Genomic DNA, 21186 nt, shown 5'->3' on the forward strand with positions numbered 1-21186 from the left:
CATCGATACCGCTTAACGGCGGACCCGATGCGCGATCTGGTCCTGCGCTTCCTGGAGCGCCGTATGCACGTCTGCACCGTCGTCGACGACCTTGTCGAGGGCCGAATGCACCGCTTCCTCGGCGACCTGGTCGTACTTGCTACGCTGGATCGCCGGGATGTGGGAGGCTGCGTCACGCCAGATCAGACGCGCTTTCTCGTTGCCGAGGAATGCGACCGGCTCCGCGAAGAACGTATCGTTCTGCGCGGCAAGCAGCGCGGGGAATGCGTCGATCGAACGGAACGATGCGAGCTGCGTGTCCTGGCGCGTCGTCAGGAACTTGATGAATTCCCACGACATCGGCTTTTGCGTCGCGTTCGCCGGAATCGAGTAGAACGTGCCGCCGAACGATGCGTACGCGTTGTTCGGCAGATTGGCCGCGCGCCACAGACCCTTCGTGTCCGGGGCGATCCACGACGACAGGTGGCCGCCGAGCCACGCGCCCATCATCTGCGTCGAGACGGTCCCGCGCTTGAAGCTTTCGGCCCATTCGTTCGACCAGGGCGTGATCTTCGCGTCGAGACCGAGGTCGCGTGCTTTCTTCGCGAGCTCGAACGCCTTCACGAAACGCGGCGACGTGACGACCGGATTGCCGGCCTTGTCGAAGTACACGCCATCGCCTTCCTTCAGGTCGGCGCGAATGTAGATATCCTCGATATCGCGCGACGATGCCATCAGGTACGCACCCGTCGCCTTCTTGATCTTCACGCCGGCCGCCAGGTACGAGTCCCACGACTTCGTCAGGTCGGCTTCGGTCACGCCCGCCTTGTCGAGAAGGTCCTTGCGATAGAACAGCGTGCCCGGACCGATATCGGCCGGCATGCCGACGATCGTGCCGTCCTGCGTGGTCGCCTGCGCGAACGTGTAGTTGATGAAATGGCTCTTGTACTGGCCCGCGTTATACGGCGCCTTCGACAGATCTTCGAGACCGCCGCCCGAGGCGAAGCGGCCGATAAAGCCGACCTCCACCGCCATCACGTCGGGCAGATTGGAGCTCGTCGCGAGTGCGGTGGTCATTGCGTTGTGGTGATCGGCGATCGCGAGCGACGAGACCTTGATGTCGACGTCCGGATGCAGCTTCTTCCACGCCGGAAGCGCGTCCTTGATTTCCTGATCCAGCTTCGGAAAGACCGCGACCGTCAACGTGGTGTTGGCGTGCGCGCCGACTGCGGCCAGGCTGAGCAGAACGGCGGTGGCAGAGCCTGAAAAGCGGAATTTCATTACTCGTCTCCTGAAGAACCCTGTTTGAATTGCATTCGATGAATACCCGGTTGCTGCGACCTTCTTCCCCTGTTGTCTTTGTTGCTGCTTTGCTCGGTGCTGCTTTGCCTGGCGCTGAATGCGCTGCTGAATTTCTGCTTGACTGCCGATACCTGAAAGCGCTTTCACGTTGAGGCCAAAAAACAACCGCTACGTACGCGTATCCCCCCGTTTTACCGGCGGCGTGATTCGCCGCGTGGTTTCACGCGTCACGAGCGTGAGCGGAATCGGGCTTAGCGCGATCGACTGCTTGCGGATCATCTGCACGATGCCCTGTGCGGCGAGGCGGCCGATTTCGTAAGTCGGCTGGCGGACTGTCGTCAAAGGCGGCGTCATGTACGACGATGTCGGCAAATCGTCAAAGCCGACCAGCGACACGTCGTCCGGCACCCGCACGCCGCGGCGGAACATCGCGAGGCGCGCGCCATACGCGGTTTGATCGTTTGCGCAGAACACCGCGCTGAACGATGGATGGCGCGCCATCAGCCGCTCCATCGCGGCGACGCCGCCCGTTTCGAGGTAATCGCCCTGCTCGACGAGATCGGCATCGAAACCGATGCCCGCTTCCTCGAGCGCGGTCCGGTAGCCGACGAGGCGCTCAATCGCATCCTCGTGACTTGCCGGCCCGGCGATGAAGGCGATCTCGCGATGGCCTTGCTCGATCAGATGATGGGTCGCGTCGCGTGCGCCCTGCATGTTGTCGATCGGCAGGCCAGCGAGCGTCGCGCTGTTGTGTACCGAGCGGCCGAGTACGAGCATTGGCGCGTACCGCGAGTAGTCGGTCAACGTCGACTCATCGAGTTGCGCGTGCAGCAAGATGATTCCATCGACGCGCCGCGCGATGAACTGCTCGAGGCGCGCCTTTTCGTCGTCGATGTTCCAGCGGCTGCTCACGAAGATCGGCGTAAAGCCCGGTTCGTACAACGACTCCTCGATGCCGCGCAGCCACTCGGCGTAAAACGGGCTCGACACCGCCTGCGTCAATACGCCGATCGTTTCGGTCCGCCCGCTCGCGAGACTGCGCGCGAGCACGTTCGGCCGATAGTTGAAACGCGCGATCGCCGCTTCCACCGCCTGCTGCTTGGCGGGAAGCACGCGCGCAGAACCGTTCAGGATCCGCGATACGGTGCTCGGAGAAACACCGGCCGCGCGCGCGATGGCTTCGAGCGTCACGTTGGGCGCAGCGGGTACGTTGGATACCTTGGGCGCGCCGGGTTTATCGTTGGAGCCGTCGTGGGTCATGAGTTCTGCCTGAATCCTGTGATGAAAGCGCTTTCAGATATGAAGAGGCGCACTACGTCCGGTGATGAATTCGAAACAAAGAAAAAGCAGCCGATGCGACGAGGGTGGAGGAGGCGTCGCACCGGCCTCTCTATGAAAGAGAAATAAACAGTCCTTGAAACAAAGAGATCACTGCGATTGCTGATCAGGCAACCTCAACTCAGAACGAGGTCATGATTCCGGCGAACACGCCGGTCTGGCTATGACCATAGTTCGGGTTGCTGTTCGACGACGTGCCCGTCACCGCATCGAAGTTGTTGTTGCCGTACGGCCCGTTGCCGAGGTTCAGGTTCGACGTCGAGCTGTTGTGCACGTAGCCGGCTTCCGTGTACAGGAACGTGCGCTTCGACAGCGCGTACGTCGCGGCGAGCGTGAACAGCGTTCCATTGCCGTTGCCGTTGTTCGCGTTGGCGTGGTAGACCGCAGCCGTCAACAGCGTGGGCGACGTGACCTGCCATGCAGCGCCGACCCATTCGTGGTTCACACTGGTCGGCGCGCTCACGCCGAGAGGCTGCGACGCATCGGTTACGCCCACGCTCGCGTTGGTCGCGTCAGGCGCGCTCAGGTGCTGGTAGCCCGCGTACAGCTTGACCGGACCTAGCACGTACGTGCCGCCGACAAGGGCCATCCGCGAAGCAGAGTAGACGTTGTTGAACGAGCCGTTGGCGCCGCGCACTTCGTCATAGATCACGCGGACGTCGCCGTTGCCCCACGTGTACACACCTTCGACCGCGTTCGTACGACCCTGGCCGGTCGGCACGCCAGCCGAGTTGACAGGCGCCGAGTTCCAGCTCGTGTTGTTGGTCAGCGAATACTGGCCCTTCAGCACGAGGCCGCCGAGCAGCACCGGCGAGTTGTACTCCGCGCCGTTGCTGGTGCTCGCCCAGTTGCGACCGCGCACCAGTGTCGAGATCGCGTAGCGCTGCATCACCTGTGGGTCGGTGCCCCAGCTGTCCTGCGAAAGTTCGCCGGCGCCGAGGTTACCGATCTTGAACAAACCCCAGTGGTCGTTCGTCAGGCCCACCGTCGCGTGGCGGCCGAACAGATTGCCCGCGGATGCACCGGTCATCGTGTTGAGCTGTCCTTCGAGCTGGAAGACCGTCTTCGTGCCGCCGCCGATATCTTCGGCGCCCTGCAGGCCGAACCACGAGCAACCCCAGTCGCCGCTTTGGGCTGACCACGCGTGGCCGCCCGGGAGGCCGGTTTCAAACTGGATGCCGTTGTCGATACGGCCGTACAACGTGACACTGCTCTGCGCATGGGCCACCGTCGTCGCGGCTGCCATCACCGACACAGCAATAAGCTTCTTCTTCATTTAGATTTCCTATATATATTTTGGCGTCTCCAAGCCGCACAGGACGCACGCGTTCTCACACGTTTCCCCTCTTGCCGAAATGTTCGCTACTTATTTGCTTCACATTTCGAGGCGATTATAGGAATGACCTTGCGCCGCGCATCAAACTAACTGCTCAGGGAAAACGCTGTTATCGATAACAGTTGCGCGCCCGACGATCCCGCAGTAGCGCCCTGCTTTGTGACCATTACGTGATGGTCACAAGCGTCGGAAATCCGTTTGAACTCATGCACCGAAACGATGGGCGAATCCGTCTCGCGCGTCGCTCAGCGCTTGCTTAACAAGGAAAACACGCTCGAACGCAAGCAAAATTTCGCGCTTGATGTTGCGAAGATGCAACGAGCCGTCTCGCTTGCATTGCCGGTTTTGGCTTGACGAACTGGCGCAGGAGCCGCCAGCAGTGGTGGACATTAGCGACTATCATCAATGCATACGATGCTAGGCAACGAGCCGGGCTCAGCGGCGTAGCCGGCTGGGTGCAGGATTGTCGGCGCATCCGTCTGGCTCTCGCGCTCGATCACGACCGCTCCAGCCAGTTCCCATCCCTCGGCTCTCGCTGTTCCCCCGCCACGCCGCACATGCGACGTCCCGCTCGAACACGCTGCCCTTGCAACTTTTCTGCGGGCGACGGCACGACCGCCCATCGCCCCGACTGGCAAAACCTCGGCGCGCAACCGCGATAACCGCGACGCATGCAGTGGAAAGAGGATTTTGTCCAGTGCACTTCCGACGCCTCGCATCGAGTCGAACCGGAAGATTTGCCGGCGGATTTTGCCGGCACACCTTGGCACTCTAAGGAGGTATCGTGAAAACAGCCCTTGTTTCTACACTCGCGCTGCTGATTTCAAGCGCAATAGCGCCGGCGGCCCATGCCCAGGATTCGCAAGCCACCGACCAACAACTCGCCCATAGCGTGCGGGTCGCGGAGGCGCACAGCGGAGTCGGGATGTCACATGTGTTCGTCTTTGCCCACTCGGGGCGGATCACGCTGGTCGGATGGGTGCCAGAGCGGGACCATGTCGCGCGTGCCGAGCAGAGTGCGATGTCGGTACCGGGTGTCACCTCGGTGGACAACCGGCTCTCGCCCGACGCTGGCTCGCTGAACGGGCATTGAAATCAAACTGAATCGCCGCGCGGACGACGATTGAAGCAAACCCGCGCGTTCAACGGATTCGGTTTTCCTGTCTCGCCAGTTGGGATTCAGTGACTGGCGCCCTGTTTCGCGCCGTTAGCCGCGCGGCGGTTCCGTGCAATCCCCATCTGAAAGCGCTTTCAACCCACGCCGTGTCAAGCCGGTCGACTCGACGCTGATTCACCATCCATGTCTCGTCGATATGTCAGGTAAATCCCTCATAGCGGCGCTGACAGAGGCTGCTTAACATCTTCACTGTTACCGGTAACGGTAAACATAGTTACAGAAGACCTCCGAACCGGCATTCCGTCACAAGGAGACCAGGAGTGCGTCCTTTGAGGACTTCAATGCGCATGCTCTGCGCAGCCGTCGCCGTTTGCGCGCTCGCAACCGCAGGCTGCGCGCACAACCAGGCCGCCGTCGCTCATGACGGCCAGCCGCTCGCCGCGGCGCCCGCTGAGGCGCTGCCGCCATTGCGCAGTGTGATGGCCGCGCACTTCAAGGTCGGCGCGGCGATTGAACCTGATTCAATCGACAGTCCCGCCGACGCGGCGCTCGTCGCCGCCCAGTTCTCGAGCCTGACCGCCGAGAACAAGATGAAGCCGGGCACGATCGGCGTCGCGGAAGGCAAGTACAACTTCGAACCGGCCGACAGGATCGTCGCGTTCGCGCAAGCGCACGGCATTGCGGTGCGCGGGCACACGCTCTTGTGGCACTTCAAGGCCGGCGACTGGACCGAGGCGCCGGACTGGTTCTTCGCCGGCGATCCGAAAGATCCGCTCTATCACGACATCGTCGCGAAGCGGCTCGATCGATATGTAACCGACGTCGTCACACACTTCCGAGGCAAGGTCTACGCGTGGGACGTAGTCAACGAAGTGATCAGCGACGATCCGCATCAGGTGTATCGCGAAGACAGTCCGTGGTATCGGACGCTCGGCAAGGACTACATCGCGATCGCCTTCCGCGCGGCGCGCGCGGCGGACCCGAACGTGAAGCTCTATATCAACGAGTACAACACCGACGATCCGCGCAAGCGCGCAAAGCTGCTCGCAGTGATCCGCGATTTGCGCGCGCAGGGCGTGCCGATCGACGGTGTCGGGCATCAGATGCATATCAGCGTAAACTGGCCGCCGCTGCCGAACATCAAGCAGGCGTTCGACGACGTCGCCGCGCTCGGCCTCGAAAACCAGGTGACCGAGCTCGACGTGAGTCTCTATGCCGATCCCGGTGAATGCTGGAGCGATCCGCATGCATGTCTGCCGGACCTCGGGCATCCAGTGCCGAACGACATCATGCGCGCGCAGGCCGAGCGTTATCGCGCCGTGTTCGCTCTGTTCGAGCAGGAGCCGAGCATCAAGGCGGTCACGTTCTGGGGCTATTCGGACAAGCACACGTGGCTGACGTCGACGCCGGTGCCGCGCAACAACCTGCCGCTACCGTTCGATGCGAACCTGCAGCCGAAAGCGGCGCTGTGGACGATCGTCGATTCGTCGTATCAGCCGTAACGTCGATCTTCGAGCCGAAAAGCAGGCGGCCCGCGGTAGGTGCGAGCCGTCTGGTCACATCTCGCGAGGGTGGCAGTGCAATTGCCGTCAGCTTGATTCAAAGCATCGAAATGATTTCAAGGCTCGTCCGAGCCGACCTGCTCGAGCGCATTCAGATTTTCGGGGAAATCGTCGGGCGGACCGTCGGCGGTTTCATGCGTGCGCGGCGGTGACTTGACGACCGGCGGCGGCATCTTGCCGATGCCTTCGTCGATACGCTGCAGCAGATACGGGAAGAACGGATTCGACGCGATGCGGAACATCGAATCGAGCGTCAGAATCAGTGTGCCGCGTTCGCCGCGCGGCGCGAGCGTGCCGAGGTTCTCGTTGAAGTTCTCCGAATCGTCCGGCGCGATGCCGTACAGCGCGTCGGTGATCGGGAATGGAATCGCGACGTGCGACAACGAGAAAATATCCTGCGGATAGTCGATATCCAGCGGCTTGACACGCGTTTGCACTTCGCCCGCATAAACGCTGCGCTCGACAGTATGCGCTGAATCCGGCGACACGTTGGTGATCACCGTCGTGCGATAGTTCTGCGGACCGATGCGCAGTAGGCGCGAGAGCGCCGTGTACGACGCGGAGCGCAGGAAGGTCCTGAAGCGCACGCTGCGGTTCACGTCGAACAGCACGATTTCGCTGCCGTTCTCCGGCAGCTTGTCGTAGAGCGCCGACATCACCGCTGGCGTGCTGACCGTGAAATCCGTCACCGATTGGAACGTGAGGATAGGCGGCAACTTATCGAGCCGGTTCTCGCGCTCGAGCCGCGCAATCTGTTCCTGAATCACGCTCGTGAGGAGAAAGGACTGTCGCGCGCCATTCACCGGAAACGAGTTGTACTTGAACGGGTTGAACTCCGGCACGATGCCGAGCCAAGCGGCGCGCGCGAAGGCCGGCAGCACCGCGGGCAATCCGGCGAGACCGGCAAAGCGTGCGTAACGCGTGACGCCGATCATCGGCGAGATCAGCACGACGCGCGTCGGACGCGCGAGCGCGGGATTCTCGATCGCGTCGAGCGCATATTGCAGTGCGAGCGCGCCGCCGTTCGAAAACCCGACCAGCTCGATCGGCTTGTCCGGCCCCACGCGACGGCGCGCTTCACGCACCGCGAGCCGAGTGGCCGCGGTCCAGTCCTGCCAGTGCACGTCGACGAGCCCCGCCGGCACCGTGCCATGTCCGGGTAAGCGGATGCCGATCGCGACGAAACCGCGATCACGATATCGACGCGCGATATGCCGCATGCTGTACGGCGCATCCGTCATGCCGTGCAGCAGCACGACCGCGCCGACGGGTGGCCCCGACGGCTCGAGAATGTACGAGTGATTCCAGTTTTCGGCGAAATGCCACGGAAAAATCGGCGAGCCCTCGTAATAGCGGTTCGCCGGAATGCGCTCGGACGGCCGCAGCTTTTCGACGACATTGACGCGCACGTCGTCGAAAATCCGATTTTCCGCTTTGATGTATGCGTTCCAGTCGGCGGTGTCCATTTCCTCGACGGTCATTTCGCGCGGCACATAGGTGTGCCATACCGACAGCTCCGGCCCGCGCTGCGAATACCACGCGCGTAGCCCCAATGCGAGCACCGCCAGCAGCACCAGAACCCATGCACTTATCTTTATTACCTTCAGTGACGTGCGCAGCATTCGTGTTCTCTTGATGAGATGAAGGTTGCACCGCGCGCAGACTGCTCTCTGCGTGGTGTGCGCATGCCGCCATCGCGGCGGCTTCCGATGTGGATATCCTAAGGGCTTTTAATCACCGGTTCAAACTTTGTCGGCCGGGCGGCCAACGCGACGTCGACAGCGGCTCGAGTATGAACGGATGATTTTCATGACGAACTGGGAATGCGCGATGTCGCGAGCGCGAATGAATTCGCCCCATTCGCTTCGCTACTTGACATTCGACGTGAGGAAAATGGCGCGGAATGCATACGGCGTCGCGGGGAAGGGAGAGGTGCCTCATGGAAGAACGGTCCTTCAGCGACGCCTCGGAAATCGCTTCACTCGACGGCCGTGGAATGCCTGATCAAGGCCTGATCGGGCCGTGCGCTTCAGTAACGAAACCGGGACGTGACCCAGGTCGCGCCCCAGCCTTGCCTGCTCGCCGGTAATTACTGACGGCCGCGGATATTGCCGGCCACGCCGCCCGCCGCGCCGCCGACGATCGCGCCGGTCCACGCATCGCCGCCGGAGATCGCCGCGATGCCCGCGCCGGCGCCCGCGCCAAGTGCCGCGCCGCTCACCGTTCCCTGCGTCTGCGGGCTCATGTCCGTGCAACCGATCATCGCAGCCAGTGCGCCAATACTGGCGATCCACCCAAGTCGTTTCATGATCGTTCTCCTTACTGATTTTTCTTCAGGCCGGGCATGACCATCTGGAACCAGAGGGTCTCGATCACCGGGTGTTGGATCATCGTGGGATTGGCGGCGTAGTAGCCGTCGAGGCCTTGACGCACGCTGTCGAGTGTCTGGCCTTGCATGCCCTTGCCGAAGCGCTGCGCGATGTCATTGCTGTTCGCCGTGTTGCCGGCATAGGCGCGCTCGACGTCGATCAAATTCGAGATGCCGACCAGATACGCTTTCTTCTGCTCATCGGTCGACTGCATCCATTGCTGGCCTGTGACAATTGGAATGCTCTCCGCACGCGCGACGTTGCCCATCATTGCCAGCGATAGAAAAGTCAGAGATAACAGCGTTCGCCATTGTGGTTTGCTTGCCATCACATACTCCAAAGAAGTTATGTTCTCCAGCGGCCCGCCGGCAACCGCATCCGGCGGCGTCGATCGCGTTATTTGGAAGAATGGTCTGTGTGTCTCGTCGAATCTCCTTTCAGGCTCACCGGTCGGCGTGGTTCGCCGGTTCGGCTTCTATTGGCGTTGGGTCGTATCAGCGAATAGACACCTTGATGGCAGAAAATCTCATGGCGGATTGGAGTGATTTGCACAGATGCTGTAGGCGCGCAACGATTGGACTCGTGTTGGCGTCGCCGCGTAATACACGCTATAGAGTCTACAGCCTTTTCTGTAATTTCCAAGCCCGTTTCGGCTCGATGCGCGGCGCGTGACATTTGTGTCAAATTTCATTCAGCGAGCGAAAGGATACGATGCAATGCGCGTCAACACTCGTCAGTTATCCTGCGCTCGATTTGAGCGCCCGTGATATTGCTAGCGATTCGTTATCGACGGCCATTCAGTGTTCTAGCCACGCGATGCGAAAACAGCTTTTGTTTTGCCTGAATGTTCGGCTTCCTGATTAGATCGTCAATCGAAAACGATTCGGATTTATCTATTTCCGGTCGAGGCGTTGCTTCTTCTGATGGCAGCACCAACCAGCAGTGAAACAGATGCGATTTTATGGTTGCGTTTGTCCATCATCTTTATTTTCGGTGGATCACATGTTGCCTGCGGCGCAGGGGCTGCGCAGCAGCGAAGGGGGTGGCGGTGCGCGGTTGACCGTTAGTTGCGTGATGAGTAGCGTGACGGGACGCCGTTTCCAATGCGTCCGTGCTCGTCATTAACAGTCTCTAGCTTGTATTTGCCAAATACAGAGTATAGACTGTATCTGTTATTTACAGGTTTTGGGCTGTTACGCCGCCGCAGCCGAACCGGAGATCGACCGTGGACTACGCCATCAAGACACTGAGCCAGCTCAGACCGATCCTGCAGGGCTTCAGGAAGGCCGCCGGCCTCACTCAGGCCGCGATGGCCGCGCATCTCGGGGTCACGCAACAGACCTACGCGCAACTCGAAGCGAATCCGGCGACCGTCAGCGTCGAACGGCTCTTCAGGGTGTTGCGGGTCTTGCAGGTCGATCTGAAGCTCGCGCAGAGCGGATCGACGCCAAGCGTGGCCGTGGAAGACGCCGCGCCGGTCGCCGGAGCGCCGGCCGACGCAAAAGGCAACGCTAAACGCGCCACGCGCGTGCCGCTCAAACCGGGACCCTCAGCGCAAAAGCCCAAAGCGGTCAAACCCGCCAAGGCAACCAAAGCGGCCAGCACCAGCAAGAAACGGGAGGACTGGTAAGCATGGCGCGCAGCACACCGAACCGTCTGAATCTGTGGATGAACGGCCTGCGGGTCGGCGCCTGGGAAACGACACGCAGCGGCGAACGTCTGAGCTATGCCGACGAATGGATCGACGATCCGCAAGGACGTCCGCTATCGCTGTCGCTGCCGTTCACACCGGGCAATCAGGCGTATCGCGGCCAGATCGTCGCCGACTATTTCGACAACCTGCTGCCCGACAGCGAACCGATCCGGCGCCGCATCGCCGCGCGCTACCGGACCGGCAGCGCCGCGCCGTTTGCGTTGCTCACCGCGCTCGGACGCGACTGCGTCGGCGCATTGCAACTGCTGTCGCCGGACGAAGAGCCGAGCGATCTGACGAGCATCCACGGTCGCGAACTCAGAGACAGCGACATCGCGGCGTTGCTACGCGGCACGACGACGGCGGCGCCGCTCGGGCAGCACGATCCGCTCGAAGACCTGCGTCTGTCGATCGCCGGCGCGCAGGAAAAAACCGCGCTGCTCCGTCATCGCAATCGCTGGCTGCTGCCCGAAGGCAGCACGCCGACCACGCACATCTTCAAGCTGCCGCTTGGGCTGGTCGGCAACATGCGCGCCGATATGCGCACGTCGGTGGAAAACGAATGGCTGTGCTCGCAGATCGTCGCGGCCTACGGGCTCCCCATCGCGCGTTGCGAAATCGCGCGATTCGATGAGCAGAAGGTATTGATCGTCGAGCGCTTCGATCGCCGTTTGTCGAGCGACGCCACGTGGATCGTGCGTCTGCCGCAAGAGGACATGTGCCAGGCCACTGGCACGTCGGCGCTGCACAAGTACGAGTCCGACGGCGGTCCGGGCATCGAGGCGATCATGGAGATACTCGCGAGGTCCACACGCGCGCCGACGGACCGGCGCAACTTCTTCGCGACGCAGCTGGTTTTCTGGCTGCTCGCCGCGACCGATGGCCACGCGAAGAACTTCAGCATTGCGCATCTGCCCGGCAATCGCTACGAATCCACGCCGCTTTATGACGTGCTGTCCGCGCATCCGATCATCGGCAGCGGCGCGGGGCGCCTCGCGGCGCAAAAAGTGAAACTGGCGATGGCGGTTCGCGGCAAGAACGTCCATTACCTGCTCAATCAGATCCAGCGCCGGCATTGGGTGGCCGAAGGACAGCGCGTCGGTTTTTCCGCCGCGGACGTCGATACGCTGATCGATCAGTTGACCGCGCAAACGGAGACGGTGATCGACACAGTCTCGTCGCAACTGCCCGCCGCCTTTCCGCTGGACGTGGCCGATGCGGTCTTCGACGGCATGCGCCGACTGAACCGGAAGCTCGCGCAGTAAAGCGCCGCCATCCTGACCGACGCGCGGCACCACGGCAACCTCACGCCCGCCGCGCCGCAGCACCATCGGTCTTCGCCGACGCACGCCACTGCACGCTCAGCAGATGCTCGCGCATGCATTGCGCGGCCGCATCCGCATCGCGCGCTTTCAGCGCATTGACGATCGCCTGATGCTGTTGCGCGAAAAACTGCCGCGTCTCCTGCGCGGACGTTTTCTCGCGCACCTCCGGCTTCACCCGCATACCGTTGATCACCTCCATCAACGCAATCAACGCGGGATTACGCGTGGCATGTCCGATCAGCAAATGAAAGCGATGATCCCATTGCTGCCACTCGTCGTCGTTTTTCGCGGCGGCATTTTTGCGTGCGCATTTCTCCAGTTCCTGCAGGTCGTCGCCACTCGCTTTCGTCGCGGCCAGCGCGGCCAGCGCCGGCTCGAACAGCAGCCGCATTTCGGCGATATCCGCGGGACTGGTGCCGGCGCGCAAGCCGCGCAGCGTCGGCGCAAACTTCAGCGGCCGCGCGCCCAGATAGGTGCCGCGGCCGACGCCGCGCCACACGCGCCCCGACGCCTCGAGCGAAGCGAGCGCCGCGCGCAGGTCGCGGCGGCTCAGGTCCAGTTCCTCGGCGAGCTTTCGTTCGGGCGGCAGCGCGTCGCCGTCCTTCAACTGATGATCGGCGATGTAGTCGAGCAGCGCATCCAGTACCGGTTTGTCCATGTTGTCCACTGAACCAATTTGTATTGGTCCCAACGATACCAGAATCGCGGCGGCATGACATACCAACGCCCGGTGATTTTTGATTCGCTATACTGGGTCGCAGGTTGATGGTTAACACCGGGTGCAACCCGGCTTCGTTAGTTTTACGCTTTCATTTTCTCCATTTGAACCACTGCATATTGGTTCTTCCATTCGGACCGTCGTCGCCAAGGAGTCGCGCATGTCGTTTACAACCCGTCCAGAACTGATCGGCACCTTCGGCATGGTGGCCTCGACGCACTGGCTCGCAAGCGCATCGGCGATGGCGGTCCTCGAAAAAGGCGGCAATGCGTTCGACGCCGCCGCCGCGGCCGGCTTCGTCCTGCAGATCGTCGAGCCGCATCTGAACGGTCCGGGTGGCGAGCTGCCGGTGGTGTTCTACAGCGCGCGCGAAGAACGCGTGCGCGTGCTGTGCGGACAAGGCGTGACGCCCGCGCGCATGACGATCGAGCGGATGCGCAAGATGGGGCTCGACGTGGTGCCGGGCACGGGCCTGCTGCCCGCGGTCGTGCCGGGCGCATTCGGCGCGTGGATGGCGCTGCTGCGCGACTATGGCCAGTTGCCGCTCGAAGAAGTGCTGAGCTATGCGATCGGCTACGCGGAAAACGGCTATCCGGTGCTGCCACGCATGGCATCGTCGATTCTCGCGATTCAGGACTTCTTCCGCACCGAATGGACGACCTCGGCCGAGCAATGGCTGCGCAACGGCGAGGCGCCGATGCCGAACCAGTTGTTCGCGAATCCCGCGATCGCCGAAACCTACAAGCGCATCCTGCGCGAGGCGAATACGCGCAGCGATCGCGCCGAGCAGTGCGAACGCGCGCGTGATGTCTTCTATCGCGGCTTCGTCGCCGACGCGATCGACCAGTACTTCCGTTCGACCGCCGTGCTCGACACCTCGGGCCTGCGCAACAGCGGTCTGCTCGATGCGGGCGATCTCGCGCGCTGGGAGCCAACCTACGAAGACCCGGTGTCTTACGACTACGCGGGCATGCGCGTGCACAAAACCGGCCCGTGGGGCCAGGGCCCGATGTTCCTGCAACAGCTCGCGCTGCTGAAGGGTTTCGATCTCGGCGCGATGGACCCCCTCGGGCCCGATTTCGTGCACACGGTGATCGAGTGCTCGAAGCTCGCATTCGCCGATCGCGAAGTGTTCTACGGCGACCCGGCGTTTTCGCATGTGCCGATGGACGTGCTGCTCAGCGACGCGTACAACGACGAGCGGCGCCGCCTCATCGATCCGCGCCGCGCGTCGTTCGAATTCCGCCCCGGGCTGCTCGGCGACAGCGAGCAACGCGCCGCGCGCATCGTCGCGAATGCCGGGCGCGAGCAGGCCGGCGGCTTTGGCCAGGGTGAGCCGACGTTCGCGCCGCTGCCCGAATTGCGCGGCGATACCGTGCATCTCGACGTGGTCGACCGCTGGGGCAACATGGTGTCGGCTACGCCGTCGGGCGGCTGGCTGCAGGCGTCGCCGGCGGTGCCGGGCCTTGGCTTCAACGTCACCACGCGCGCGCAGATGTTCTGGATGGAAGAAGGCCTGCCTTCGTCACTCGGCCCGGGCCGCCGGCCGCGCACCACGCTGTCGCCGACGCTCGTCACGCGCGACGGCAAACCGTACGCGGCCTTCGGCACGCCGGGTGGCGACCAGCAGGATCAGTGGTCGCTGCAGCTGTTCCTCAAGCACGTGCATGGCGGCATGAACTTCCAGGCCGCCGCCGATGCGCCCTCGTTCCAGACCGCGCACTTCCCCGGCTCGTTCTATCCGCGCGCGATGCAGCTCGGCAAGATGTCGGCCGAGTCGCGCTTTCCGGACAGCACGCTCGCCGAACTGCACGCGCGGGGCCACGACCTCACCGTCGCGGAACCGTGGGCGCTCGGCCGGGTCTGCGCGGTCGCGATCCGCAACGGTTTGATGCGAGGCGCCGCTACACCGCGTCAGATGCAGGCCTACGCAATCGGCCGATAAGCGGCCCGAAGCATCCATCAGCGCAGAACGCGCGGCCTCGCCGCGCCATTTCCTTCAGGAGAAGTTGCCGTGTCCGCCGTCGCCGCCCGTCTTGAAAGACTTCCCCTGTCGAGCTTTCACCGCAGACTGCTGCTGATCGGCGGGCTCGGGTACATGTTCGACGGGCTCGATTCGTCGTCGCTCGCGTTCCTGCTGCCGGTCGTCAGCAAGCTGTGGCAATTGACGAGCGCTGAGACCGGGCTCGTCGCGAGCAGCACCTATATCGGCTACTTTTTCGGCGCGTTCCTGTCGGGTGTGCTCGCCGACGTGATCGGCCGGCGCCGCATCATGATGAGCGCGCTCGCCATCTATTGCGTCGCGTCTCTCGCGAGCGCGACCGCGCACGACTGGCACACGTTCTTCGCGCTGCGCGTCGTCGCGGGCTTCGGTTCGGGCGCGGAGACGGTCGTGATCGCGCCGTTTCTCGCCGAATTCGTGCCGCGCCGCTATCGCGGCATTTTCTGCGGCGCGCTGGTCGGCTTCATGTCGTTCGGCTATCTGACCTCGTCGATTCTCGGCTTCGCGGTGGTGCGCAACTTCGTCGACGGCTGGCGCTATCTGGCCGTGATCACGTCGCTGCCCGTCGTGATGCTGCTGTGGTGGCGCCGGACGCTGCCGGAATCGCCGCGCTGGCTCGAAAGCCAGGGCCGCGCGGCCGAAGCGAACGGCATCGTCGGCCGCATCGAAGCGGCGTTCGTCGAGCGCGGCATTGCGCTTGCGCCCGTGACTGCGAACCACGCGCTTCACACGCTGCCCACGCCGGCCTCGACGCCGGCGCGCGGCAACGCGTGGCGCAACGTGCTCACGCTGTGGTCGCCGCGACTCGCGCGCACGACCGCGGTCAGCTGGCTGATGTGGTTCTCGGTCGCGTTCGCGTACTACTCGTTCTTCGCGTGGATCCCGAGCCTGCTCGTCAAGGAAGGGCTGACGATGACGAAGAGCTTCGGCTATTCGATTGCAATCTATGGCGCGCAGATTCCCGGTTACTTCTCGGCGGCGTGGCTCAACGAAAAGATCGGCCGCAAGGCGGTGGTCGCTTCCTACATGCTGTTCGGCGGCATCGCCGCGATCACGCTCGCGTTTTCTCACACCGGCATACAGATCATGACCGCGGGCATCGCGCTGTCGTTCTTCATGAACGGCGCATTCGCCGGCGTCTACGCTTACACGCCGGAAGTGTTTCCCACCGCGGTACGCACGACGGGCACGGGCTCGTCGTCATCGTTCGGCCGCATCGGCTCGGTCAGCGCGCCGATCCTCGTCGGCCTCGTTTATCCGCTGTCCGGTTTCCTCGGTGTATTCGCGATGACCACGACGGTGCTGGTGATCGGCGCATGCGTGGTGTTCTTCCTCGGCATCGAAACGCGCAACCGCTCGCTCGAAGATATCGAGGCGAGCGAACTCGAACCGGCTCGCGACGCGCGAGGCCAGCTGAACTCCACCCGCATGCACGGCTAAACGCACTGCGACTTTTCACACTTTCCGATGCAAACGCGATGCAAATGATGCAAGGCAACCTGACCGAACCCGCACCGCACGATACGCAGATGCTGGATATCGCAGACCTCGAGCGTCTCGCGCTGGCGATGCGCCTGAAGAACCAACCGCTCGAGCTGTTCCGCGCGGTTCACGCGGTGGCGGCAAAGGCGATAGGCCTAAGCCTGTTCACGATCATGTCCTACGATGCGCGGCGTCACGAGGTCGAACGGGTCTACACGAACCTGCCGGACATCTATCCACTGGGCGGCCGCAAAAAGAAGCAAGGCACCGCGTGGGCGCGACAGATACTTCAGGATCTGAAGCCGTTTCGTGCCGCCACGTCGCAAGGCATTCGCGAGGTCTTCGACGATCATGCGGTGATGACGGGTATCGGTCTCGGCTCGATCCTCAACATTCCGATCGCCTATGATGGCGTGTGCATCGGTACGATGAACCTGACCCACAAGGAAGGCTGGTACACCAGCCGTCATGAAAGCATAGGCCTCCTGATCGGCGCCTTCCTTGTCCCCGCTCTGCTCAAGCAGAATACGGCATCCCCCGCTTGCGCCGCCCGTTCATGAAAACACCATCCGAGCTGCAAAACTATCGAGCGGTGACCCATTCCGCCGTCTCGCAAGGCCGCTGGGTGCTGGTCTTCGTGCTCGCCTACCTCGCGCTGATCGCCGATGGCGCCGACGTGATGATGTACGGCCTCACCCTGTCGCGCATCAAGGACGACTTCGGGCTGACCAATGTCGAAGCGGGCGCGCTCGGCAGTCTGACCTTGCTCGGCATGGCGATCGGCGGCATTGTCGGCGGCTGGGCGAGCGATCGTCTCGGCCGCGTGCGGGTCATCGCATGGGCGCTCGCGCTGTTCTCGCTCGGCGCGGGGATGCTCGGGTTCACGCACAGCTTCGTCGAATTCGCGGCGGTGCGCTTTATCAGTTCGCTCGGCATTGGCTGCATGGTGCTGGTCACCACGCTCGTAGCCGAATATGTGCCGACCGAACGGCGCTCGCTGGTACTCGGCATGCTGCAAACCGGCATTTCGGCCGGCTATATCGTCGTGATCGCACTCAGCAACTGGATCCTGCCGCAGTACGGCTGGCGCACGCTGTACTACGTGTCTGCCGTGCCGGTGCTGCTCGCATTCGTGATCAAGTTCGCGGTGCCCGAACCGGCGGCATGGCTCGCGAGCCGGGCTGCCGACCGTGCGAGCAAAACGCGGCTCGTCGACAATCGCTACGCGCAGATTTTCCGCGACCGCCAGGCGCGCACGATGTTCATCCTGTGGACCTTCGCGTCAGTCTTCGTGCTGTCCGGCTTTTACGGCCTGAACAACTGGCTGCCGACGTATCTCGAGAAGGAATTGCACATCAAGTTCAGCTCGCTGACCGGCTATATGATCGGCACATACGTGGTCGCCTTCATCGGCAAGATCTTCGCGGGCTGGCTCGGTGACCGCTGGAGCCGGCGCGGCGTGTACGTGCTCGGCTGTATCGGTGCGGCACTCTTTCTGCCCGTGATCATTTTCTGGCACACCCACGACAACATTTCCACGCTGATGCTTGTCTTCGGCTTTCTGTACGGCGTGCCACTCGGCACGATCGGCACATTCATGTCGGAGAGTTTTGCGACGTCGGTGCGCGGCACCGCGGTGGGCGGCTCGTATAATCTCGGGCGCTTCTGTTCGGGGGCGGCGCCGATCGTCATCGGTTTTATCGCGACGCAGTTCTCGATCGGACTTGGCTTTCTCGTGGTCGGCGCGGTGTTCTTTTTGAGCGGCGTGACTGCATTGTTCGTTCCCGACCGGCTATACGACACGCAGCATTAAATCGACGCGAAAATGACGAAATCATGTCGTGTCGATGAATGGCCCAGGTTCCGGCGCTAAAACTGGTCGCCGGATAGCCCGGGCCCCACGAGGAAGCATTACTGGGTTCCGGCGACAATGTCTGAAATGGTCCAGTTGTTCGTCGTTACGAGCACATAGTCGCCATTGACACCCAGCCATTTGTGCCCGCGCGGCGGCGCATTGAGGCCATGTCCGCGCCAGTCGTCCATCATGAAGTTGTAGTTACGGTATTCGGCCGGCACACGTTGACCTTTATGCCAGTCACGGTGCGGAATCGTCGGCATCACCTGCTGACGGCCCGTACCGGCCATCTGGCCGCCGCCCTGGTCCTTCATGGGCCCAGCCGCAATCGCGAGCGCGGACATACCGGCAAACGACAAGGCGACGAGTTGCGCAACAAAGCGATTATTCATATTCGAACCTCCGTGCGGTGGATGAAAGCTCCGAGCATTCACGCGATTGACGTGAAAAGTGATCGTCCAGCTACTCGCAGATTCATTAACTCGAACTTCATTGCAGCGATCGCTGGTCTATCGAATGTAATCCTTGCAAATCGCGAGATATCAAATTCGATAATTCAGGCGCGAAGTCGTTAAAAAGTATAGTAAAAGGAAGTTCGACTTCAAGCCGGACCTGCCCACCACTACCGCGTGCGTCAACCCGGCGATTAGCGGGGCGATTCGATTCGTCGCGTCGATCGTCTGGACGGATCGCGCCGTTCCTGGCGGCGGCGCAAGCGCACGCGGCGCTGTCGCCCGCTCGCCACTTCAACGAGCGGGCGACACTTTGCCAGTCACCGGCCAGATTGATTCGCTTGACTGATCAATAGTCGACCGCATCGCGGATGATCGGGCAGGTCATGCAGTGACCGCCGCCACGTCCACGGCCCAGCTCCGCACCGACGATCGTAATCACCTCGATGCCCTGCTTGCGCAACAGCGTGTTCGTGTACGTGTTGCGGTCGTATGCATAGACGACGCCCGGGGACGCGCACACGAGGTTCGCACCGCTATCCCACTGCGTGCGCTCGCGTTGATAGTCGCTGCCGCCCGCCTCGACCACGCGCAGATGCTTCAGCCCGAGCGCCTCGGCGACGACGTCGGTGAACGGCTTGTTTTCGGCGTGCAACTCGACGCCGCTCGGACGGCTGCTCGGCCGATACGAATAGGTGCGCGTCTTCGCCATGAAGTCCGGGGCGACCAGTGCGCAATCGCGATCGGCGAACGTGAACACGGTATCGAGGTGCATTGCCGCGCGAATCTTCGGCATCGCCGCGACGATCACGCGCTCGGCCGCGCCCTTCTTGAACAGCATTGCAGCCAGTTGACTGATGGCCTGCCGCGAGGTGCGCTCGCTCATGCCGATCAGCACGACGCCCTTGCCGATCGGCATCACATCGCCGCCTTCCAGCGTGGCGAGACCGTGGTCCTGAGTCGGGTCGCCCCACCACACGTTGACCTTGCCCGCGAAATCGGGGTGGAACTTGTAGATCGCCGTGCTCAGGATCGTCTCCTCGTGGCGGGCCGGCCAGTACAGCGCATTCAGCGTGACGCCGCCATAGATCCAGCACGTCGTGTCGCGCGTGTACAGCGTGTTCGGCAGCGGCGGCAGCAGATATTCGGTGCCGCCCGCCGCTTCTTTCGCGACCTCCAGCGCCTTGCCGCCATGCGCTTCCGGGAAGTCGTGAGTGGATAGCCCGCCAATCAGCGTTTCGGCCAGCTTGCGATTGTCGAGCCCTTCCAGATAGCTTCTCAATTCATCGATAAAGCCGAGGCCGACCTGATTCGGCACCACCTGGTTGTCGAGAATCCACTTCTTGCCTTCGGGCACCGCGACCGTTTCGGCAAGCAGATTGTGCATCTCCACCACTTCGACGCCGCGGTCGCGCATCTTCGTGACGAAGTCGAAGTGGTCGCGCTTCGCGTTCTCGACCCACAGTACGTCGTCGAACAGCAGTTCATCGCAATTGCTCGGGGTAAGACGCTGATGCGCGAGCCCCGGTGCGCAGACCATCACTTTGCGCAGCTGCCCGACTTCCGAGTAGACACCCAATTCACCCGCTTTCGCGTCCGTGTTCGCCATGATGATCTCCTGAATGCCAATGTTGGCCCGCTCTGTTCAATCGGATTTCATTAAAGCTAAATCGCGATCCTTCCGGTTACGAGGCCATAGATGCCGATGATCGCGCCAATGATCGCAACGATAAAAATGATCCAGTCGGAAACGATGAAGACATTCTTGTTCTGCTCGCGCCGAGCCCAGATATAAAGCGCCGTTCCTGGCGCATACAGCACGGCGGAAAGCAGAATGAATTTCAGGCCACCCGCCCAGATCATGAAGACCGTATAGATCGAGGCGATTGCGGCCATGATGAAGTCACGCCGGCGCTCGTCGGCGCGCACCTCGTAACCGTCGCCGCGATTCGCGTTCATGCAGCCGAACGCCGCGACGAAGAGGTACGGAATCAACGACATCGCGCTCGTCAGATTCAGCATCAGCGCGAACGCATCGCGCGAGAAGTAGGTGCTGATGACGAGCAGTTGCACCACGATGTTGGTCAGCCACAATGCATTGGCAGGTACCTTGTTGGCGTTTTCCCTCGCGAATACGGCGGGCATGTCTTCGGTCTTTGCCGCCGTGAACAACACTTCGGCGCAGATCAGCGACCAGGCGAGATAAGCGCCCAGTACCGAAATCAGCAAACCTATGCTGACGAAAACCGCGCCCCAATGACCGACCACCGCTTCGAGCACCGCCGCCATCGACGGCTGCCGCATGGCCGCGATGTCTGCGCGCTGGAGCACTGCGTAAGGCAGCATCGTCACGAGCACCATCAGCGAGGTCACGACGACGAAGCCGAGAATCGTCGACTGGCCGACATCGGAGCGCTTCTTCGCATAACGGGAATAAACGCTCGCCCCTTCGATACCGATGAACACGAACACGGTGACCAGCATCGTGGCCCGCACCTGCTCGAGGATATTGCCTTCGAGTCCTCCGCCCTAGGGAAACGCTGATTAATGAACTGTCGGATCGGCTTGCAGATCAAGACGCGTCAAATTTTCTGGATAACGAATCGAATCGACGCTCATTTCGGTGAATTTGGCTCGCAAACGAGCCCCTCTTCTC

General features: G+C 62.2%; 18 protein-coding genes and 1 pseudogene. 9 read left to right on the forward strand and 10 right to left on the reverse strand.

Annotated elements, in window-relative coordinates:
- Positions 1 to 12: 12 nt before the first annotated feature.
- The 3 genes from F6X37_RS26125 to F6X37_RS26135 form a co-directional block, all read right to left on the reverse strand.
- Positions 13 to 1260 (reverse strand): ABC transporter substrate-binding protein, encoded by a 1248-nt coding sequence (locus F6X37_RS26125; RefSeq protein WP_187613295.1) that lies wholly within the window; start codon positions 1258 to 1260, stop codon positions 13 to 15.
- 189 nt (positions 1261 to 1449) lie between these two features.
- A complete protein-coding gene (locus F6X37_RS26130) occupies positions 1450 to 2541 on the reverse strand; it encodes a LacI family DNA-binding transcriptional regulator (RefSeq protein ID WP_187613296.1) in 1092 nt (363 codons plus the stop codon).
- A gap of 199 nt (positions 2542 to 2740) precedes the next feature.
- Positions 2741 to 3895, reverse strand: a complete 1155-nt coding sequence (locus F6X37_RS26135; protein WP_187613297.1) for a porin — start codon at positions 3893 to 3895, stop codon at positions 2741 to 2743.
- A 279-nt stretch (positions 3896 to 4174) separates the two neighbouring features.
- Here F6X37_RS26135 and F6X37_RS37135 point away from each other — a divergent pair, with 279 nt between their 5' ends.
- From F6X37_RS37135 to F6X37_RS26145, 3 genes are all read left to right on the forward strand, one after another.
- Complete coding sequence (locus F6X37_RS37135; protein ID WP_262420026.1) at positions 4175 to 4309, forward strand: hypothetical protein; 135 nt, start codon at positions 4175 to 4177, stop codon at positions 4307 to 4309.
- Between the two features lie 430 nt (positions 4310 to 4739).
- Positions 4740 to 5048: a BON domain-containing protein gene (locus F6X37_RS26140; protein ID WP_090810637.1), complete on the forward strand. Its 309-nt coding sequence runs from the start codon at positions 4740 to 4742 to the stop codon at positions 5046 to 5048.
- A 365-nt stretch (positions 5049 to 5413) separates the two neighbouring features.
- Complete coding sequence (locus F6X37_RS26145; protein WP_184023578.1) at positions 5414 to 6574, forward strand: endo-1,4-beta-xylanase; 1161 nt, start codon at positions 5414 to 5416, stop codon at positions 6572 to 6574.
- Positions 6575 to 6690: 116 nt separating this feature from the next.
- On the opposite strand, the gene F6X37_RS26150 is transcribed toward F6X37_RS26145, so the two are convergent.
- From F6X37_RS26150 to F6X37_RS26160, 3 genes are all read right to left on the reverse strand, one after another.
- Positions 6691 to 8256 carry an alpha/beta hydrolase gene (locus tag F6X37_RS26150; RefSeq protein ID WP_184045155.1) on the reverse strand — a complete coding sequence of 522 codons (1566 nt, stop codon included), beginning with the start codon at positions 8254 to 8256 and terminating at the stop codon, positions 6691 to 6693.
- Between the two features lie 467 nt (positions 8257 to 8723).
- On the reverse strand, positions 8724 to 8942 hold the full coding sequence (locus F6X37_RS26155; protein ID WP_187613298.1) for a YMGG-like glycine zipper-containing protein: 219 nt from the start codon (positions 8940 to 8942) through the stop codon (positions 8724 to 8726).
- Between the two features lie 11 nt (positions 8943 to 8953).
- Positions 8954 to 9331 (reverse strand): hypothetical protein, encoded by a 378-nt coding sequence (locus F6X37_RS26160; protein ID WP_187613308.1) that lies wholly within the window; start codon positions 9329 to 9331, stop codon positions 8954 to 8956.
- A gap of 897 nt (positions 9332 to 10228) precedes the next feature.
- Here F6X37_RS26160 and F6X37_RS26165 point away from each other — a divergent pair.
- Together F6X37_RS26165 and F6X37_RS26170 are read left to right on the forward strand one after the other, a co-directional pair.
- Entirely contained in the window at positions 10229 to 10633 is a 405-nt protein-coding gene (locus F6X37_RS26165; RefSeq protein WP_187613299.1) for a helix-turn-helix transcriptional regulator, read from the forward strand.
- Positions 10634 to 10635: 2 nt separating this feature from the next.
- Complete coding sequence (locus F6X37_RS26170) at positions 10636 to 11961, forward strand: type II toxin-antitoxin system HipA family toxin (protein WP_187613300.1); 1326 nt, start codon at positions 10636 to 10638, stop codon at positions 11959 to 11961.
- A gap of 40 nt (positions 11962 to 12001) precedes the next feature.
- Here F6X37_RS26170 and F6X37_RS26175 read toward each other — a convergent pair whose 3' ends face one another.
- On the reverse strand, positions 12002 to 12679 hold the full coding sequence (locus F6X37_RS26175) for a FadR/GntR family transcriptional regulator (RefSeq protein ID WP_187613301.1): 678 nt from the start codon (positions 12677 to 12679) through the stop codon (positions 12002 to 12004).
- 220 nt (positions 12680 to 12899) lie between these two features.
- On the opposite strand from F6X37_RS26175, the gene F6X37_RS26180 reads away from it, so the two are divergent.
- From F6X37_RS26180 to F6X37_RS26195, 4 genes are all read left to right on the forward strand, one after another.
- Positions 12900 to 14684: a gamma-glutamyltransferase family protein gene (locus F6X37_RS26180; protein ID WP_184023593.1), complete on the forward strand. Its 1785-nt coding sequence runs from the start codon at positions 12900 to 12902 to the stop codon at positions 14682 to 14684.
- Between the two features lie 69 nt (positions 14685 to 14753).
- The gene (locus F6X37_RS26185) at positions 14754 to 16181 is read left to right on the forward strand and encodes an MFS transporter (RefSeq protein ID WP_187613302.1); all 1428 of its coding nucleotides are present in this window, start codon (positions 14754 to 14756) and stop codon (positions 16179 to 16181) included.
- A 38-nt stretch (positions 16182 to 16219) separates the two neighbouring features.
- The gene (locus F6X37_RS26190; protein WP_184045144.1) at positions 16220 to 16783 is read left to right on the forward strand and encodes a GAF domain-containing protein; all 564 of its coding nucleotides are present in this window, start codon (positions 16220 to 16222) and stop codon (positions 16781 to 16783) included.
- On the forward strand, positions 16780 to 18036 hold the full coding sequence (locus F6X37_RS26195) for an MFS transporter (RefSeq protein WP_187613303.1): 1257 nt from the start codon (positions 16780 to 16782) through the stop codon (positions 18034 to 18036). Before F6X37_RS26190 ends, F6X37_RS26195 begins: the two co-directional genes overlap by 4 nt.
- Before the next feature lie 98 nt (positions 18037 to 18134).
- Here F6X37_RS26195 and F6X37_RS26200 read toward each other — a convergent pair whose 3' ends face one another.
- The 3 genes and pseudogenes from F6X37_RS26200 to F6X37_RS26210 form a co-directional block, all read right to left on the reverse strand.
- Positions 18135 to 18470, reverse strand: a complete 336-nt coding sequence (locus F6X37_RS26200; RefSeq protein WP_184061758.1) for an RcnB family protein — start codon at positions 18468 to 18470, stop codon at positions 18135 to 18137.
- 409 nt (positions 18471 to 18879) lie between these two features.
- The gene (arcA, locus tag F6X37_RS26205; protein WP_187613304.1) at positions 18880 to 20139 is read right to left on the reverse strand and encodes an arginine deiminase; all 1260 of its coding nucleotides are present in this window, start codon (positions 20137 to 20139) and stop codon (positions 18880 to 18882) included.
- Between the two features lie 56 nt (positions 20140 to 20195).
- A pseudogene (locus tag F6X37_RS26210) lies at positions 20196 to 21059 on the reverse strand (amino acid permease); the annotation flags it as partial.
- Positions 21060 to 21186 lie beyond the last annotated feature (127 nt).

Origin of the sequence: Paraburkholderia sp. 31.1 (assembly GCF_014397645.1) — a bacterium.
Lineage (GTDB): Bacteria > Pseudomonadota > Gammaproteobacteria > Burkholderiales > Burkholderiaceae > Paraburkholderia > Paraburkholderia tuberum.

Excerpts from the sequence above, each read along its gene's own strand:
- F6X37_RS26195 (WP_187613303.1), top strand. The coding sequence starts at position 16,780 with ATGAAAACACCATCCGAGCTGCAAAACTATCGAGCGGTGACCCATTCC.
- F6X37_RS26190 (WP_184045144.1), top strand. The coding sequence starts at position 16,220 with ATGCAAATGATGCAAGGCAACCTGACCGAACCCGCACCGCACGATACG.
- arcA (WP_187613304.1), bottom strand. The coding sequence starts at position 20,139 with ATGGCGAACACGGACGCGAAAGCGGGTGAATTGGGTGTCTACTCGGAA.
- F6X37_RS26160 (WP_187613308.1), bottom strand. The coding sequence starts at position 9,331 with ATGGCAAGCAAACCACAATGGCGAACGCTGTTATCTCTGACTTTTCTA.
- F6X37_RS26145 (WP_184023578.1), top strand. The coding sequence starts at position 5,414 with ATGCGCATGCTCTGCGCAGCCGTCGCCGTTTGCGCGCTCGCAACCGCA.
- F6X37_RS26135 (WP_187613297.1), bottom strand. The coding sequence starts at position 3,895 with ATGAAGAAGAAGCTTATTGCTGTGTCGGTGATGGCAGCCGCGACGACG.
- F6X37_RS26150 (WP_184045155.1), bottom strand. The coding sequence starts at position 8,256 with ATGCTGCGCACGTCACTGAAGGTAATAAAGATAAGTGCATGGGTTCTG.
- F6X37_RS26155 (WP_187613298.1), bottom strand. The coding sequence starts at position 8,942 with ATGAAACGACTTGGGTGGATCGCCAGTATTGGCGCACTGGCTGCGATG.
- F6X37_RS26200 (WP_184061758.1), bottom strand. The coding sequence starts at position 18,470 with ATGAATAATCGCTTTGTTGCGCAACTCGTCGCCTTGTCGTTTGCCGGT.
- F6X37_RS26175 (WP_187613301.1), bottom strand. The coding sequence starts at position 12,679 with ATGGACAAACCGGTACTGGATGCGCTGCTCGACTACATCGCCGATCAT.
- F6X37_RS37135 (WP_262420026.1), top strand. The coding sequence starts at position 4,175 with ATGGGCGAATCCGTCTCGCGCGTCGCTCAGCGCTTGCTTAACAAGGAA.
- F6X37_RS26125 (WP_187613295.1), bottom strand. The coding sequence starts at position 1,260 with ATGAAATTCCGCTTTTCAGGCTCTGCCACCGCCGTTCTGCTCAGCCTG.
- F6X37_RS26130 (WP_187613296.1), bottom strand. The coding sequence starts at position 2,541 with ATGACCCACGACGGCTCCAACGATAAACCCGGCGCGCCCAAGGTATCC.
- F6X37_RS26180 (WP_184023593.1), top strand. The coding sequence starts at position 12,900 with ATGTCGTTTACAACCCGTCCAGAACTGATCGGCACCTTCGGCATGGTG.
- F6X37_RS26170 (WP_187613300.1), top strand. The coding sequence starts at position 10,636 with ATGGCGCGCAGCACACCGAACCGTCTGAATCTGTGGATGAACGGCCTG.